General features: G+C 55.5%; 15 protein-coding genes, 2 rRNA genes and 1 riboswitch. Of the genes, 13 read left to right on the forward strand and 4 right to left on the reverse strand.

Annotated elements, in window-relative coordinates; genetic code table 11:
- From ABD76_RS26525 to ABD76_RS26535, 3 genes are all read left to right on the forward strand, one after another.
- A 23S ribosomal RNA gene (locus ABD76_RS26525) occupies positions 1 to 1730 on the forward strand; the annotation flags it as partial.
- A gap of 118 nt (positions 1731 to 1848) precedes the next feature.
- A 5S ribosomal RNA gene (rrf, locus tag ABD76_RS26530) occupies positions 1849 to 1965 on the forward strand.
- Positions 1966 to 3064: 1099 nt separating this feature from the next.
- Complete coding sequence (locus ABD76_RS26535; protein WP_197259929.1) at positions 3065 to 4072, forward strand: hypothetical protein; 1008 nt, start codon at positions 3065 to 3067, stop codon at positions 4070 to 4072.
- Positions 4073 to 4164: 92 nt separating this feature from the next.
- Here ABD76_RS26535 and ABD76_RS26540 read toward each other — a convergent pair whose 3' ends face one another.
- Entirely contained in the window at positions 4165 to 4347 is a 183-nt protein-coding gene (locus tag ABD76_RS26540; RefSeq protein WP_197259930.1) for a Ger(x)C family spore germination C-terminal domain-containing protein, read from the reverse strand.
- Positions 4348 to 4722: 375 nt separating this feature from the next.
- Here ABD76_RS26540 and ABD76_RS26545 point away from each other — a divergent pair, with 375 nt between their 5' ends.
- Both ABD76_RS26545 and wrbA read left to right on the forward strand, forming a co-directional pair.
- Positions 4723 to 5496: a pirin family protein gene (locus tag ABD76_RS26545; RefSeq protein WP_197259931.1), complete on the forward strand. Its 774-nt coding sequence runs from the start codon at positions 4723 to 4725 to the stop codon at positions 5494 to 5496.
- A 66-nt stretch (positions 5497 to 5562) separates the two neighbouring features.
- Positions 5563 to 6180 (forward strand): NAD(P)H:quinone oxidoreductase, encoded by a 618-nt coding sequence (gene wrbA / locus ABD76_RS26550; protein ID WP_197259932.1) that lies wholly within the window; start codon positions 5563 to 5565, stop codon positions 6178 to 6180.
- A 78-nt stretch (positions 6181 to 6258) separates the two neighbouring features.
- Here the strand turns inward: wrbA and ABD76_RS26555 are convergent, their stop codons facing one another.
- The 3 genes from ABD76_RS26555 to ABD76_RS30030 form a co-directional block, all read right to left on the reverse strand.
- Positions 6259 to 6849 carry a hypothetical protein gene (locus ABD76_RS26555; protein WP_197259933.1) on the reverse strand — a complete coding sequence of 197 codons (591 nt, stop codon included), beginning with the start codon at positions 6847 to 6849 and terminating at the stop codon, positions 6259 to 6261.
- Positions 6850 to 6910: 61 nt separating this feature from the next.
- A complete protein-coding gene (locus tag ABD76_RS30025) occupies positions 6911 to 7552 on the reverse strand; it encodes a type 2 periplasmic-binding domain-containing protein (protein WP_242069830.1) in 642 nt (213 codons plus the stop codon).
- Between the two features lie 39 nt (positions 7553 to 7591).
- Positions 7592 to 8173 carry an extracellular solute-binding protein gene (locus ABD76_RS30030; protein WP_242069831.1) on the reverse strand — a complete coding sequence of 194 codons (582 nt, stop codon included), beginning with the start codon at positions 8171 to 8173 and terminating at the stop codon, positions 7592 to 7594.
- A 499-nt stretch (positions 8174 to 8672) separates the two neighbouring features.
- Here ABD76_RS30030 and ABD76_RS26565 point away from each other — a divergent pair, with 499 nt between their 5' ends.
- The 8 genes from ABD76_RS26565 (at position 8673) to ABD76_RS26600 (ending at position 15640) form a co-directional block, all read left to right on the forward strand.
- A complete protein-coding gene (locus tag ABD76_RS26565) occupies positions 8673 to 9611 on the forward strand; it encodes a transglycosylase domain-containing protein (protein WP_197259934.1) in 939 nt (312 codons plus the stop codon).
- Between the two features lie 58 nt (positions 9612 to 9669).
- Positions 9670 to 9864: a hypothetical protein gene (locus ABD76_RS26570; protein WP_197259935.1), complete on the forward strand. Its 195-nt coding sequence runs from the start codon at positions 9670 to 9672 to the stop codon at positions 9862 to 9864.
- A gap of 283 nt (positions 9865 to 10147) precedes the next feature.
- The gene (locus ABD76_RS26575; protein ID WP_197259936.1) at positions 10148 to 10426 is read left to right on the forward strand and encodes a DUF1294 domain-containing protein; all 279 of its coding nucleotides are present in this window, start codon (positions 10148 to 10150) and stop codon (positions 10424 to 10426) included.
- Positions 10427 to 10538: 112 nt separating this feature from the next.
- Complete coding sequence (locus ABD76_RS26580; protein ID WP_006678218.1) at positions 10539 to 10973, forward strand: universal stress protein; 435 nt, start codon at positions 10539 to 10541, stop codon at positions 10971 to 10973.
- A gap of 199 nt (positions 10974 to 11172) precedes the next feature.
- Positions 11173 to 11273, forward strand: a riboswitch (purine riboswitch).
- Between the two features lie 197 nt (positions 11274 to 11470).
- A complete protein-coding gene (gene purE / locus ABD76_RS26585; RefSeq protein ID WP_197259947.1) occupies positions 11471 to 11965 on the forward strand; it encodes a 5-(carboxyamino)imidazole ribonucleotide mutase in 495 nt (164 codons plus the stop codon).
- A complete protein-coding gene (gene purK / locus ABD76_RS26590) occupies positions 11962 to 13161 on the forward strand; it encodes a 5-(carboxyamino)imidazole ribonucleotide synthase (RefSeq protein ID WP_197259937.1) in 1200 nt (399 codons plus the stop codon). The genes purE and purK overlap by 4 nt, the downstream gene beginning before the upstream one ends.
- Positions 13158 to 14459 carry an adenylosuccinate lyase gene (purB, locus tag ABD76_RS26595; RefSeq protein WP_197259948.1) on the forward strand — a complete coding sequence of 434 codons (1302 nt, stop codon included), beginning with the start codon at positions 13158 to 13160 and terminating at the stop codon, positions 14457 to 14459. The genes purK and purB overlap by 4 nt, the downstream gene beginning before the upstream one ends.
- 236 nt (positions 14460 to 14695) lie before the next feature.
- A complete protein-coding gene (locus ABD76_RS26600) occupies positions 14696 to 15640 on the forward strand; it encodes a phosphoribosylaminoimidazolesuccinocarboxamide synthase (protein ID WP_197259938.1) in 945 nt (314 codons plus the stop codon).
- Positions 15641 to 15647: the final 7 nt, after the last annotated feature.

Raw genomic sequence — 15647 nt, forward strand, 5'->3', positions numbered from 1 at the left:
ATACTTCGAAGCTGGAGTGAAGTCGATGCAGTGGTAGGGGAGCGTTGTGTACCGGGTGGAAGGCAGACCGGAAGGACTGCTGGACTGTACACAAGTGAGAATGCCGGTATGAGTAACGAAAAGACTGGTGAGAATCCAGTCCGCCGAAAGCCTAAGGGTTCCTGGGGAAGGCTCGTCCGCCCAGGGTAAGTCGGGACCTAAGGCGAGGCCGAAAGGCGTAGTCGAAGGACAACAGGTTGAAATTCCTGTACCACCGTAGCCGTTATGAGCAATGGGGGGACGCAGAAGGATAGGGACGCGAGCAGATGGATGCTCGTCCAAGCAGTGAGGCTGGTCAGTAGGCAAATCCGCTGACCGTAAGGCTGGGCTGTGACGGGGAGGGAAAATTACAGTACCGAAGGTCTTGATTTCATGCTGCCAAGAAAAGCCTCTAGCCAGGTAAAGGTGCCCGTACCGCAAACCGACACAGGTAGGCGAGAAGAGAATTCTAAGGCGCGCGGAAGAACTCTCGTTAAGGAACTCGGCAAAATGACCCCGTAACTTTGGGAGAAGGGGTGCCCCGGTAGGGTGAATAGCCCGAGGGGGCCGCAGTGAATAGGCCCGAGCGACTGTTTAGCAAAAACACAGGTCTGTGCGAAGCCGTAAGGCGAAGTATACGGGCTGACGCCTGCCCGGTGCTGGAAGGTTAAGGGGAGTGGTTAGCCGTAAGGCGAAGCTATGAACCGAAGCCCCAGTAAACGGCGGCCGTAACTATAACGGTCCTAAGGTAGCGAAATTCCTTGTCAGGTAAATTCTGACCCGCACGAATGGCGTAACGACTTGGGCGCTGTCTCAACGAGAGATCCGGTGAAATTTTAATACCTGTGAAGATGCAGGTTACCCGCGACAAGACGGAAAGACCCCATGGAGCTTTACTGCAGCTTGATATTGGACTTTGGTACGGTCTGTACAGGATAGGTGGGAGCCTGGGAAGCCGGAGCGCCAGCTTCGGTGGAGGCGCCGTTGGGATACCACCCTGATCGTATCGGAGTTCTAACCAGGGACCGTGAAACCGGTTCGGGGACAGTGTCAGGCGGGCAGTTTGACTGGGGCGGTCGCCTCCTAAAGAGTAACGGAGGCGCCCCAAGGTTCCCTCAGAATGGTTGGAAATCATTCGAAGAGTGCAAAGGCAGAAGGGAGCTTGACTGCGAGACCTACAAGTCGAGCAGGGACGAAAGTCGGGCTTAGTGATCCGGTGGTACCGCATGGAAGGGCCATCGCTCAACGGATAAAAGCTACCCTGGGGATAACAGGCTTATCTCCCCCAAGAGTCCACATCGACGGGGAGGTTTGGCACCTCGATGTCGGCTCATCGCATCCTGGGGCTGAAGTAGGTCCCAAGGGTTGGGCTGTTCGCCCATTAAAGCGGTACGCGAGCTGGGTTCAGAACGTCGTGAGACAGTTCGGTCCCTATCTGTCGCGGGCGTAGGAAATTTGAGAGGAGCTGTCCTTAGTACGAGAGGACCGGGATGGACGTACCGCTGGTGTACCAGTTGTTTCGCCAGAGGCATAGCTGGGTAGCCAAGTACGGAAGGGATAAGCGCTGAAAGCATCTAAGCGTGAAGCCCCCCTCAAGATGAGATTTCCCACATTGGTAAGACCCCTTGAAGACGACGAGGTAGATAGGTTGGAGGTGGAAGTGCAGCAATGCATGGAGCTGACCAATACTAATCGGTCGAGGGCTTATCCTAAATTCACCCCAAAAAGTGACGTGAAGCGTTGCAGCAACACCGATTACTTTTCGGGGACCCCGGATGGTTTGATGATTTTACTTTCGCATTCAGTTTTTAAGGTACAATACCTTATCTGTTTGGTGGCGATAGCGGAGGGGTTCCACGCGTACCCATCCCGAACACGACCGTTAAGCCCTCCAGCGCCGATGGTACTTGGACCGCAGGGTCCCGGGAGAGTAGGACGCTGCCAAGCAGACAAAGACCACTGACTTTCGTCGGTGGTTTTTTTCTATGTTCGGAAGAATGAAGGGAATGCGGTAACCGAACGGACATATCATATCATCGCACCTTGAGGCATCATCGCACCTTGAGGCATCATCGCATCCTGAGGGATCATCGGAGAGCCATCATCGGTTTCTGGAGGCGCCGTTGCTTCCTGGGTCGTATCGAAGCCCCTGGGGTTGTGGACTCCTGTGGTGAAGCGTGCGAGGGGATTGCTGCAATTCTACAGCATTTTCCGCTTTTTGAGCCGCTATGGAGAGGAATTCCTGCAGATCTGCATCATTTTGCTCGCATTTGCACCGAATTGAAGCAAAAAGGAGAAAATTCCTGTATTTGATGAAATTGTGTATATAGAATTGCGGCGTTTGCGCAGGCTTTACAACGACAACGATCTGGGCTTGCTAGCCATTGCTGTTTCTGGCCGCTGGGGGGGGAATTGTCCAAGCTAAGAGATATCTTCACATTAAAAATACCGTCTTGAGTAGAAAAAGCATCCGTAATGGGTGCTTTTTTGTATATTACAGCCCGAAACGAGTAAGTCGATCATCAGATTCTCTTACTGCCTACTTAAGGAACTTAAGGTTTTCTTAAAAAGGTTTCATCAATTGTTTCGTGGAGTATCTCCCTTATCCTGGTTAGTATTAGTAAAGAGCAGACAAAAAGAAGAACATATGCGTACATAAAAGAAATTCGTCGTTGCTGTTCTAAGCGATATCGTCTTGTTAGGCGCATAAGAGCGACCAGAGGCAGCTTCAATATCAGCCGTAAGCAATCAGGCCATAAAAACGGCAGCGGAATAATGATGAACTGCGTCGGTTCAGCGTGATCCATTCGTTGCGTGGAATAATGAACTGTCCAGATTAAATAAGTTGCTTGATGACTCCGGATGCCAAAGAAGGTTGCTCTGCTCAATATAAAGCCAATAGTCACAAGTATCTGTTATATCCTGCTGATTTGTATTAACGATTTCTTAATTAATATTAATAGAAAGTTTTGTGGTTTTTTTTCAACTACTTCGTTAGGATAGTAGAAGTGAGCAAATATTCAAGTAAGTACATAGGAGGATTACTATGAATGTAAAAAAAGCAATTCTAGCATCTATGATCGTATCCAGTATGTTAGTTACCCTGGCAGGTCCGATTCCTGCGGGCGCGGAGGCTGCGCAAGAGAAGCCGCAAGAGCAGCAGCAATCGAAGAGCAAAGAAGTGCAGATCGACAAGAAAATGGCTGCCGAGCTGCAAAAGGCCGTAAAACAATTTGCGGGGAAAGAGATTAAGTTGAAGGATGTTGGCGAGCTTGACGAAATGGTGGGATGGGTGTGGGTTCATTCCGAAGATGAAACTTATAGTGTAGCCTATATACAAAAGACCAAAAAAATATGGCATATCAGAGGCAAGCAAAGCATCGATAGAATCAGCAAAAAGGATCAGGATGAAATCCTGAAAGTGCTGAAAGGGATGCATGCCAAGAAAAAATATACATTTGATAAGGAAGTTAACGTCACCGAGTACTATGAAAACCCCAAAGAACCTTTTACCCATTATTCTTTAAGCGGGAAGGATTTCTCCGCTTTTCTGTTGAAAAATATGCCAGGGTCGACAGAGAAAACTCGTATTGGGGCCGCGATCGAGTTTAGCAAGAAGGAGCTTGAACCGAAATTACTGAAAACGGCAGCGGAAGCAGTGAAAACGGCTTTAGATCGTGACTTGGACGTGACGAAAGCTGTGCTTGAGGGTAACGTTGAGAATAAGACGTGGAAGCTTAAAGGCGGCAAGGTTACGCTTTCTATGGATGGCAAGACGGGGAAGGTACATTACGTTTATGACGGCGGGCGAAAACAGGTGTTGAAGAAAGATATTACCGAAAAAGAAGCGAAAGAAGCGGTGGCTCCGATCGCGAAGAAATTGTTCAATATGGACCTCCAGGGACTTGAAGTGAAATGGGATAACTCGGCTAGAGATTTCATCTTTGTCCAAAATAAGGAGACAAAGATGGTAGCGGCGCTGGATGCCGATAAAAACGTAGTTTACTTGATGCACGGAGAAAGAGCCTATATTCAAGAATTGCATGAAGAATAAAACATAGATAGGTAAAAGGAAGATAGAAAAAGCAGATGCGCCCTGCCGCGCACACGAATAGCAGCCCGTTGGCACCCGCCGACGGGCTGTGTTTATTCAATCTCGCCTGTGCTGTTCAAGGCGACATGCGCCTTGACGTTGAACTGGACACGAGGATACAGCGTTTTCCACTCCTCCCACTCTTGATGTCCTCCATGCGGTGTCGCAATATAGCGCAATCCGAATCCAAGGGGATCCAACTGTTTTTCAAGCTGTCCAATAGCTTTAGATAACAATGTTCGATCGTTCGTTCGGCCGCCTGCTCGATTTCTTGCCGGCTGGACTTGAGCATACTATCGGCAGACTCTTCCGCGATTCCTCTCAGCCTCACGACGATATCTATCGCAGGCTGGCTGCGGTTAGAGGTATTCATCTTGTACCGGTGCCACCGCCAGGGAGACTTTCAGCTTCGCTTCCCTAATGTTTGCTTCAAAGGCTCAAATCCAGTTGCTTGTCTACTCCGGAAATATCTTGACATCGAGATAATTTCGCATTATGATGGTACTCGTAGGCGTTCAAGGAAGCGACCGCATTGTTACTGTCATATATCTCGAAATAAAGATAATTAGACTTGTATCGCCAGTACAATTTATGGAAAAGGGAGGATGGATATGAAGATTCAGCAGTTTACGGCGAGCCAAATGGGGACCGGAGCATTCGACGGCGGCCGGATTACGGAGATTAAGCCGATTGGCTTCCCGCAGGAGGGCGGGGCCGTCAATCGCGTCAGCACGTTGTTCTACTGGGCTTGGGCGAAGGCGAAGGAAGAGGGATATATTCCGCCTCATCCGCATCAGGCATTCGAGATTCTGTCCTATGTCATTCAAGGCGAGACGCATCATGGCGATTCGCTCGGAACGGACAGCGTGGTCGGCGCAGGGGGCGCGCAATTGATTCAGGCGGGGAGCGGCGTGGAACACAGCGAACGCATCGTCGGTCCGGATGCCGATATGCTCCAGATATGGTTCGAGCCGAATCTGCTGGAAGCGAGAAAGCGCCCGCCCCATTACGCCCAGTTCGAGCACGAGGCGTTTCCGATTCATGAATCCGGCGGCGTCACCGTGAAGACGGTGCTCGGGGAAGGGTCGCCGTGCCGGATTGTAGCGGATGCCCGCATGTGGGACATTACGGTGCAAGCCGGCCATCGCTATGAGGCAGTCTTGCCGCCCGGCCGTACATGGACGTCGCTGTTCATTAGCGGCAGGGGGAACATCGGCTCCGCGGAAGCGGGAGAAGAGCACATCCAGTATGCTGGCGAACAATTCATCATCTCGACGGGCAGCGAAGATAATAAGGATGTGCTGCACATCAAGGCGGAGGACGCGACCCGGCTGATTGCCATTGAAGTGCCGACGGCCGTCGATTATCCATTGTACCGCAAGTAACGTACCAAAGAATCAATGACAGCTTGACCATATACACAGCAAATGAAAATAAAGGAGTCTTTTCAGATGACAAATGTAAAGTTGGCAGTAATCTACTACAGCTCGACAGGCACGAACTATCAGTTGGCGCAATGGGCCAAGGAAGGGGCGGAAGCGGCAGGAGCCGAAGTCAAGGTGCTCAAGGTTCCTGAGCTGGCGCCGACGGCGGCGATCGAGAGCAATCCGGCCTGGAAAGCGCATGTGGATGCGACACAGCATGTGCCGACGGTACAGCCTTCGGACCTGGAGTGGGCGGATGCCATCATCTTCAGCGTACCGACTCGTTTTGGGAATATGCCGTCCCAGATGAAGCAGTTCCTGGACACGACCGGAGGACTGTGGGCGCAAGGCAAGCTGACGAACAAGGTGGTCAGCGCGATGTCCAGCGCCGGCAATTCGCATGGCGGACAGGAAGCGACGATTCTGAGCCTGTATACGTCGATGTATCATTGGGGGGCCATCGTGGTCGCTCCCGGCTATACCGATCCCGCGGCGTATGCGGCAGGAGGCAATCCGTACGGCACCAGCGTAACCGTGGGCCAGGACGGCAAGATGGTTGAAAATGTGGAGGCCGCCGTCAAGCATCAAGCGAAGCGCACCGTTACGGCAGCCGGCTGGGTGAAAGCAGGAATGGCGCAAAATTAAGCACTTTCCCGAGAAAAGGGTGTCAGGGCCGAGATGGCCTGGGCACCCTTTAATTCATTGAAGGCGATAGGCGGAAGCTTAATCGTCCAATTGGACTTTGAGAATCGTACCGTCCGGATCGACAACCCATTCGATCTCGGTACCGATCTTGAAGCCTTGTCCGGTCTCGTCGTCCACGATTATATTTTGGGGGATCTTGATCGTCTTCTCCCCGCCATGCTCCAATTGTACGGTTACTTCACTTCCGCTCACGGAGCTGATCGTGCCCTCATATTCGATTTTACGGACCGTCGCATTTCCGTTCGGATCGGTAATGGTGACGCGCTTGCCGCCGTCCTTCAGAAGCTCTATCTTCTTATGGTAACCGTTCCCCGTATCGATGGATTGGATAACCCGCTCAACATCGGGCTCCGCCGGGGATTGATCGTCTGGCTTGTCGCTCCGAACCGCATTGCCCCCGTTCGAAGCTTCATCTTGTCCAGACGGAGACGGGACTGCAGGCGTCTCATCTGACGCCCCTCCCCTCTGCGGCTGGGTCTGAGTTTGCCCCGGCGGCAGTGTGGTATCGGGGGCCGCCTTGTTGTCTGCGCATCCGTACATCAAGCCGCTGAATGCGATAAGTACCGCCGCGAAGCCAGTCATCCATGGTATTCGCTTCTTGTTCATCATATTGCATTCCCTCCTCTTGTCAGTATACCCATTGGAGGAGAGAAAGAAAAAGCGGTCTGGTCTAATTCAACACGGGAAAGCCAATTCGGGCCAACGCTTGGCGCTGACCCGAACCCGCATCCCGGGAACGGCGAGTAGTCCATTTCAATTCCTTCATTTCTTTGACGATGGCCGTATACTCCTCCTCCATCTCCCGCAAGAAAGTCGCCGCATCCTTGTCGGGGGTCGATACGAAGATGCGCGCCTTCTGATTGATATAATTATCGTAGAAGAACGTCACCAATGGACCATAAGGAGAAAAAATCGAAATGCTCGCCATTCGCTGCTCGAAAATCGGGCGAATGTTATATTTTTTGTCGGTCGCTTCCATATCGGCCGCCGAATACTGCTCGAACGCCTCCGCGCTCTTGATCGTCGGCGGGCTGCCGACCCGGGACAACACAAGCTGGCCTTCCCGCGAAGCGAGATGGGCAATGACGGCCCAAGCCGCATCTTTATGCTGGCTATGCTTGTTAATGCTGATGGAAATCGCCGGAACAGATGGTCCGACATCGGGGTGCTCCGGCCATTCCGGCACGGACACGATGTCGAAGTCGAGTCCCTCGATCGCGTTATACAGCGGAAGCGTAGGGAGAGAGACGATGGTCATCGCCACATTTTGATCGTTGTTGAAGGTATAGGAATAATCGCTGGTATCCACCATGCCGGGAATGCTGCGGTATTTGTCCAGCATCTCAAAAAATTACTGAAACGCAGGTTCCTTCGTAAACAACACTTCTCCGGTCTTTGGATCGGTTCCGTTCACGCCGAATTGGGTGAGCGGGATGGAATAATGCCCGAAGGACAACCCTTTGTACTTCACGCCATCCCGTTCAGCGGTTACCTGCTTCGCCAGATCCAGGATTTCATCCCATGTCATGCCGTCTCGCGGATAGTCCGCGCCGAATTTATCGAAGATGGCTTTGTTGAAATAGAGGGCTCTCTGCGTCCCTTCGATCGGCATGCCGTAGAGCAGGCCGGCGCCGTCCGGATCGAGCGCGCGCTGGATCTCGACGATGCCGTCGTTGATGACCCCGAGATCAAAGCCGCTCTGCTCAATGTACGGATCGAGCGGCTCCAGCATATCCAGCTCCTTCAACATGTCGTAGCCCTGAGGCATAACATATAAATCAGGAATTTCTCCGCGTGGGGTGGAGCGGGGCTTTCCATCCTGGTTCTGGTCTGCCGGCAGAGCGGGCGGGTCCGCGGTTGTTCCGCCGCAGCCAGATATAAGCAGCGTCATCAGCAGGATGGCGATGGATAGCAGGGAAAGGTTTCTTTTCATGGTGACCGAGCTCCCTTCTTTTCGAAACAATAATATGAACTTGTTCAGACCATCCCGGGTTCGCTTCTTCCATGCGTATAGCGAAGACCTGGATCGGTTCCGAATCGTTCTCACGTCCATGATCGAAAATGATTGGCAGGTTCCCCCAAGTTCCATTTTCATGAACAGATTGAAGTCGTAAAAAGAATCATGCCGGGAAATGTAGAGTCGCGATGCGGAGGGTAAACGTTTTCAAAATAAGTGGATGAATCCGCTCGGAGCCGGTTACAGAAATCATACGAAAAATGATGTTAATTTGGTGTTAAGAAATGTAAAAACATTATAACTATATCCAATCTCTGAGTCACAGACTCAGGAAGCGGAAGATGCGCTCCAATAACAAGGGGAGAGAGGGATGACGTAGGTAGCTTTCGTACTTGTAAGCTTTCTGCAACCGAATTCGATGGGAAGGCCAGTCTCTATTTTGTACACTGGACCTATCGAAAGGAGGTCGATTCCGATGAGAATTATCAGATGGGAGCATCCGGCAAAGGGCTCGATAGCGCTTCGCTCGCCGATTCGAGCGATGCGCTCGCATCAAGGGGAATGGACGGGCTCTCCGGGCGGACACCGCGCGTCGGCTTCGGAACAACGGCCTGTGAAGCAAGAGCAAGTGCAGACAGATTCGGAATCAACGTCCATCGTCCGGAGCATCGCGCATGTCTGGAAACGATGGGTCATATATGGACTAATCGCCGCGATATTGGCGCCGGTGATCGGATGGTTCATGATGGCCGGGCTCGCTCCGGCTTGGATGAACGAAGCGAAGCTGGCGGGGCTGCGGGAAGAGATACGGGAAGGAGTCGCGGCAGACGGGAGACATATCGTTCGGCTGAAGGATATGCCGGCCTATGTTACAGAGGCGCTGCTGGCTATCGAGGACCATCGTTACCGTTACCATCCCGGCATCGATCCGATCGGACTCGCCCGCTCGGTATGGATTAACGTTACGAAGCAGCAAAAAGCGCAGGGCGGAAGCACGATTACGATGCAGTTGGCCCGCAATCTGTTCCTGACCCAGGATAAGCTGTATTCCCGCAAGTTTAAGGAGATGGCCATCGCCGCCAATCTCGAATGGAGATATACGAAGGACGAGATTTTGGAGATGTATTTGAATAAGGTCTATTTTGGACACGGGAAATACGGGATTGAAGATGCCGCCCGCTTCTACTTCGGCAAGACCGCCGGGGCGTCCGATACGCTGGAGACGATTAATGAAGCGGAAGCGGCGATGCTCGTCGGCCTGCTGAAGGCGCCCGAACGGCTGTCTCCGCGGAAGCATCCCGCCGAGGCCGAGCGCCGCCAGAACGTCGTGCTGCGCCGGATGGTCGAGCTCGGCTGGATGACCGAAGGGGAGCGCCAGCATCTGAAGAAAGCGGAAATCGTTCACGCTTCTTGATGGAGCGGAGGGGGTTGTCTCATCAGCCGTGTGCAGCTGCGGCGAGACAGCCCCCTGATTGTTGCAAGCCGAACTGGCCGGAAAATGCCGGAAAGCTGCAAAAATGCAGCATTCCCTTGCGACATTTACTCCGTTACAGGAATTCCTGCAAAACCGCATCAATTTCCTCCTAAACCATAAGCAGAATGCAAAAATCGGCGAAAATAATGCTCTTTTGCAGGAATTTAATAACATGCGGGTGCAAGTCGCGTAAATTCCTGCATTAACGCAGGATTCACTGCCTCGTCCATCTGCCTCGCCCATCTACTGCCGCTTTTCTCGCCGCCGTTTTTCCATCCTCCTTTATCCGCGCTCTATACTCCTGCCTCTATACTCCTGCCCCTGTACTCCTGTCACTGCATTCTCTGTTGTCCCGCCTTGGGCCGCATCCTTGTGCACGGTCTATGCAACGCCTGGGGGCAGTTCTTTATCTGCACAGTAGCCGCCTGCAGCGTCAAGTTGTATAATATTTGTAGGGAAAGGGGGATTCTTCATCTATGGACGGGACGCTGCTTGTATTTGTATATTTGCTGGCCGTCAATATCATTGGCTATCAAATGATGGCGGCGGACAAGCGCCGGGCGATCCGGCACCGCCGACGCATTCCGGAGCGGAAGCTGTTCCTGGCCGCGTGGCTGGGGGGCGCCCTGGGCGTGCTGACCGGGATGTACAACCAGCGGCACAAGACGCAGCATGTCACGTTCACGGCGGGAATCCCATTCATCCTTATCGTGAATATTGTGGTGTTCGGTTATCTTTTTGTCAAAATCGGGTAATAGAGGAGTATCTGTTCCGCAGGCACGCATCAAGAAACGCGATGCGGGGCGCTCTTGGCAGCGCGATACTCTTATTACATAGCGTTGACTATAAGAAAGCGTGGTGGAATGTATGGTATTCAATCGTATTCTTGTCGCTTATGACGGATCGGAGCCATCGAAGAAGGCTTTGCGCCATGCCATCAGCCTGGCGGAGAACAATGCCGAAGCGAAGCTTCGCGTAGTGCATGTATTCCAGTTCCCGCAATATTTTATCGGAACCGCGTATGCGACGGCGACCGTCGAGACGAATGAGGAGCTGTACCAGTATGCCGAGCAAACGCAGAACGATGCGGAGCAGCAGGTGGCGCTGCTTGGCGATCGGGCGGAGGTGAAGCTGCTGCAGGGTCCTCCGGGACAATCCATCGTCGCCGAAGCCGAGGAGTTCGGCTGCGATCTGGTCGTGATCGGGAGCCGCGGGCTGAGCGGATTCAAGGAATTCGTGCTCGGCAGCGTCAGCCACCATGTCGTGCAGCATGCGAAGGTGCCTGTCCTCGTCATGAAATAACTTGATACCTTGGGAAGAACCGGAAGATGCGCATGCAGAGGCCGGTTCTTTTTTATTAGATAGGCATAATGAACTAAAACCGAACAATGTAATATATTTCGTGGATTATATTCGTATTTTAACCCTTGACATGGCTGTTGCCCCTTGTTACACTGAAGGTGCTTGAACCATTAACGAATAATTTTGAACTACTATCGATATAATTTCATCTTTCTGAACTCGTATAATTCCGGGAATATGGCCGGAAGTTTCTACCCAAGGACCGTAAATCTTTGGACTACGAGAATGACGACCAGACGGATGCGCCGCAGGTCTGTTTGCTGCTGCCTGTCATCAGGAGGCGAAAGGACGGACCTGGCTTGTTCGGCGGCCGGGGCTCCTCATTCTTGGGTTCAGAGATTGCGATCAGGGGGTAGCCATCCGCTGATTTTTTTATGCTCATGTCAGGGATTATTCGGAAGCCGGGCAAAAAACAGGGTGAAAGCAGGTGCACGATGATGGACAAGGACAACGTGCGGGTAGGCGTCATAATGGGAAGCACGTCCGATTGGGAGACGATGCGGCTTGCATGCGAGGTGCTGAAGGAATTCAATGTTCCGTTCGAGAGCAAGGTCGTATCGGCCCACCGGACGCCGGACGAGATGTTCCGCTATGCAGAGACGGCGGCGGAGCGCGGGCTTCGCGTCATCATCGCGGGCGCGGGCGGGGCCGCCCATCTTCCGGGCATGGTCGCCGCGAAGACGGTGCTGCCGGTCATCGGCGTGCCGGTGCGGTCTTCGCAGTTGAACGGGATGGACTCGCTCCTGTCCATCGTGCAGATGCCGGCCGGCGTACCCGTGGCGACGGTGGCGATCGGACCGGCGGGCGCGACGAACGCCGGGCTTCTGGCCGTGCAGATGCTTGGCATGCACGATGAGAAGCTGCGCGCGCAGGTGGAGGCGCGCAGGGAAGCGGTGCGGCAGCAGGTGCAGGCCGCGGGGGACCTCGCATGAGGGCCCCTGCGGACGGCCGCATGCGGCCGCAGGCGATGGCGCCGGTGCTGGCGCCTGGCGCGACGGTAGGCGTCCTCGGCGGCGGCCAGCTCGGCCGCATGCTGGCGCTGGACGGCGTCCGCCTCGGCTACCGCTTCGTCGCGCTTGACCCGGCGGCGGATGCGCCCTGCGCCGCGGTCGCCGACCTCATCTGCGCCGATTACGGCGATGAGGAGGGTCTGGCGGAGCTGGCGGCCCGCTCGGACGTCATCACGTACGAGTTCGAGAACGTGGACGCCGGCGCCGTCGAGCGGCTCGAGCGGGCCGCTCCCGTGCCGCAGGGGAGCCGCCTGCTTCGCCTGGCGCAGCACCGCCTGCGCGAGAAGGAAGCGCTGCAGGCCGCCGGCATTCCCGTCGCGCCGTTCGCGGCGGTCGCTTCGGCCGGCGAGGTGCGCCGCGCGCTGCGCGCGTTCGGCGGCGCCGGCGTGCTGAAGACGGCCACCGGCGGCTATGACGGCAAGGGTCAGCGCATGCTTCGCCAGGAGAGCGAAGCGGAGGCCGCTTATGCCGAGCTGTCGGCGCTGGCCCCGGAGCTGGTGCTCGAGGCGTTCGTGCCGTTCGAGCACGAGCTGTCGGTCATCGCCGCCCGCAGCCCGCGCGGCGAGATCGCCGTCTTCCCGGCGGCGGAGAACATTCACAGGGAGCATATCCTCCACCTGTCCATCGTCCCGGCGCGCATTCCGGCCGGCGTGCAGGCGGAAGCCGAGCAGTTGGCCCGCCGCATCGCGGAGGCGCTCGACGTCGTCGGCCTCATCGCGGTCGAGATGTTCCTGACCGCGGACGGCCAATTGCTCGTGAACGAGCTCGCGCCGCGCCCGCATAATTCCGGGCATTACACCATGGATGCATGCCGCACCTCCCAGTTCGAGCAGCATCTGCGGGCCATCTGCAACCTGCCGCTCGGACCGACCGAGCTCGTGTCTCCGGTCGTCATGGCCAACCTGCTCGGCGAAGACGCGGCGGACATGGTACAATGGTTCCGTACGGACGACCCGGCTGCCGAGCGCTTCGGCGTGACGCCGAAGCTGCACTGGTACGGGAAGTCGGAAGCGAAGCCGAAGCGGAAGATGGGGCATATCAATATCGTGGCCCCGGACACGGAAGCGGCCTTCGCTTGGATGAGAGAATCGAACATGTGGAGGAATACGAGACGATGATTGAACGTTATTCGCGCCCGGAGATGCGGGCCATATGGACGGAAGAGAACAAATTCAAGGCTTGGCTCGAAGTGGAGCTGTGCGCCTGCGAGGCATGGGCCGAGCTTGGCGTCATTCCGAAGGAGGATGTCGAAGCGCTGCGCGCCAAGGCAAGCTTCGATATCGACCGGATCTATGAGATCGAAGCGGAGACGCGCCACGACGTGATCGCCTTCACGCGCGCCGTATCGGAGACGCTCGGACCCGAGCGGAAATGGGTCCATTACGGGCTGACCTCGACCGATGTCGTGGACACGGCTTTGGGCTATCTGATGAAGCAGGCCAACGAGATTTTGGAGCAGGATCTGCTCCGGTTCATTGATATATTGAAGGACAAGGCTTTGGAATACAAGGATACGCCGATGATGGGCCGCACCCATGGCGTCCATGCGGAGCCGACGACGTTCGGCTTGAAGATGGCGCTCTGGTACGCGGAAATGCAGCGCAACCTGGAGCGGTTCCGCGATGCGGCGGACGGCGTGCAGTACGGGAAAATCTCCGGGGCGGTCGGCACCTATGCCAACATCGACCCGTTCGTGGAGAAGTTCGTCTGCGAGAAGCTCGGCACGAAGCCGGCGCCGATCTCGACCCAGACGCTGCAGCGCGACCGCCATGCGGAGTATATGGCGACGCTGGCCTTGATCGCGACGTCGCTCGACAAGTTCGCGACCGAGATTCGCGCGCTGCAGAAGAGCGAGTTCCGCGAGGTGGAGGAAGCCTTCGCCAAAGGGCAAAAGGGCTCGTCCGCGATGCCGCACAAGCGCAACCCGATCGGCTGCGAGAACATTTCCGGCCTGTCGCGCGTAGTCCGCGGCTATATGCTGTCGGCCTACGAGAATGTGCCGCTCTGGCATGAGCGCGACATCTCGCACAGCTCGGTCGAGCGCATCATTTTGCCGGACGGCACGATGCTGCTGAACTATATGCTGAACCGCTTCATGAACATCGTGAAGAACTTGACGGTATTCCCGGAAAATATGAAGCGCAACATGCAGCGCACCTATGGCGTGCCGTTCTCCGGCCGCGTCATGACGAAGCTTATCGACCGGGGCTGGAGCCGCGAGCAGGCTTACGATACGGTACAGCCGCGCGCGATGCAGGCATGGGAAGAGCAGCGCAGCTTCCGCGATATCATCGAGAGCACGCCGGAGATTACGGCGGTGCTGAGCGCGGAAGACATCGAGGACGCCTTCAACCCGTCCTGGCATTTGAAGCATGTCGATACGATTTTCCGCCAGCTTGGCTTGCTGGAAGGATAACTTTAAGGTCAATACAGGTACATCCAAATTTTCATAAGTGCAAGTTCATGCTTGTTCGCCGTCCCCCTGTATATGGCGGATAAGCTGCTCGCGCAGGCCCCATCCCCAACGGGCCGAATGCGGCGGCCGGCTCCCTGCCCTCCTGTCTTCCGGGAACCGTCCGCCGCAGCGGGAGCAACCAACGGGAGGGTAAGCAAGACCGCTTCAGCTTAGGAGAAACCGAGAGGAGCACAGGCATGTCTACCAACTCTATCGTATCAACGCTGGCGGATGCGATTCCGTTCCCGCTGCTTCACCGCGGCAAGGTGAGGGAACTGTATGAATGGGACGCCGATACGCTCTTGATCGTCGTATCGGACCGCATTTCGGCCTTTGACTGCGTCCTGGAGCCGGCCGTGCCGGACAAAGGGACGGTGCTGAACCGGCTGAGCCGCTACTGGTTCGACCGAACGAAGCATGTTATCGGCAATCATGTCATTCCTTGTGACGAGGAATGCCTGCGGACCGCATTGTCCGCCCGGCTCGGCAGCGAACCGGAACCTCATCAACGCATCTCATCTCTAGTATCCCTGCTATCTGAACGAATGACGCTCGCCAAGCGGGCGCAGCGCGTGGACTTCGAATGCGTCGTCCGCGGCTATGTCACCGGCGGAGGCTGGCGGCAGTATACAGCGACCGGCGAAGTGAACGGCATCAAGCTGCCGGAAGGGCTGCGCATGAACGAGCGCCTGCCGGAACCGATATTTACGCCGGCGCGCAAGCATGACGAAGGTCATGACGAAGACGTTTCCTATGAAGTCATGGAGTCGGAGCTCGGGCCGGAACTGGCCGGGCGGCTGCGGGACGCGAGTCTCCGGCTGTACCGGTTCGCGGCCGAGGAATGCGCGGGCAAAGGCCTGCTGCTCGCCGACTGCAAATTTGAATTCGGCTTGATTGACGGCGAGCTGGTGCTCATCGACGAATTGTTCACGCCGGACAGCTCCCGCTTCTGGGACGTCGGCAGCTATGCGCTCGATACGGATATCGACAGTCTCGACAAGGAGCCGGTCCGCCGTTATCTGGCCGCTTCCGGCTGGGATCGGAGCAGCACGCCCCCGCCGCTGCCGGCGGAGGTCGTCGACGCTACGCGAGGACGTTATATCGCTTTATATGAACGAATAACCGCACAGAGATGGGCGTAACGGGAGG

The sequence above is a fragment of the Paenibacillus dendritiformis genome (genome assembly GCF_015845845.1).
Classification (GTDB): domain Bacteria; phylum Bacillota; class Bacilli; order Paenibacillales; family Paenibacillaceae; genus Paenibacillus_B; species Paenibacillus_B dendritiformis_C.

What these genes read in the sequence shown, in the direction of transcription:
- ABD76_RS26535 (WP_197259929.1), top strand. Translation starts at nt 3,065, where the DNA reads ATGAATGTAAAAAAAGCAATTCTAGCATCTATGATCGTATCCAGTATG.
- ABD76_RS26545 (WP_197259931.1), top strand. Translation starts at nt 4,723, where the DNA reads ATGAAGATTCAGCAGTTTACGGCGAGCCAAATGGGGACCGGAGCATTC.
- wrbA (WP_197259932.1), top strand. Translation starts at nt 5,563, where the DNA reads ATGACAAATGTAAAGTTGGCAGTAATCTACTACAGCTCGACAGGCACG.
- ABD76_RS26600 (WP_197259938.1), top strand. Translation starts at nt 14,696, where the DNA reads ATGTCTACCAACTCTATCGTATCAACGCTGGCGGATGCGATTCCGTTC.
- ABD76_RS26575 (WP_197259936.1), top strand. Translation starts at nt 10,148, where the DNA reads ATGGACGGGACGCTGCTTGTATTTGTATATTTGCTGGCCGTCAATATC.
- ABD76_RS26580 (WP_006678218.1), top strand. Translation starts at nt 10,539, where the DNA reads ATGGTATTCAATCGTATTCTTGTCGCTTATGACGGATCGGAGCCATCG.
- ABD76_RS30030 (WP_242069831.1), bottom strand. Translation starts at nt 8,173, where the DNA reads ATGAAAAGAAACCTTTCCCTGCTATCCATCGCCATCCTGCTGATGACG.
- purK (WP_197259937.1), top strand. Translation starts at nt 11,962, where the DNA reads ATGAGGGCCCCTGCGGACGGCCGCATGCGGCCGCAGGCGATGGCGCCG.
- purE (WP_197259947.1), top strand. Translation starts at nt 11,471, where the DNA reads ATGGACAAGGACAACGTGCGGGTAGGCGTCATAATGGGAAGCACGTCC.
- ABD76_RS26565 (WP_197259934.1), top strand. Translation starts at nt 8,673, where the DNA reads ATGAGAATTATCAGATGGGAGCATCCGGCAAAGGGCTCGATAGCGCTT.
- purB (WP_197259948.1), top strand. Translation starts at nt 13,158, where the DNA reads ATGATTGAACGTTATTCGCGCCCGGAGATGCGGGCCATATGGACGGAA.
- ABD76_RS30025 (WP_242069830.1), bottom strand. Translation starts at nt 7,552, where the DNA reads ATGGTGGATACCAGCGATTATTCCTATACCTTCAACAACGATCAAAAT.
- ABD76_RS26555 (WP_197259933.1), bottom strand. Translation starts at nt 6,849, where the DNA reads ATGATGAACAAGAAGCGAATACCATGGATGACTGGCTTCGCGGCGGTA.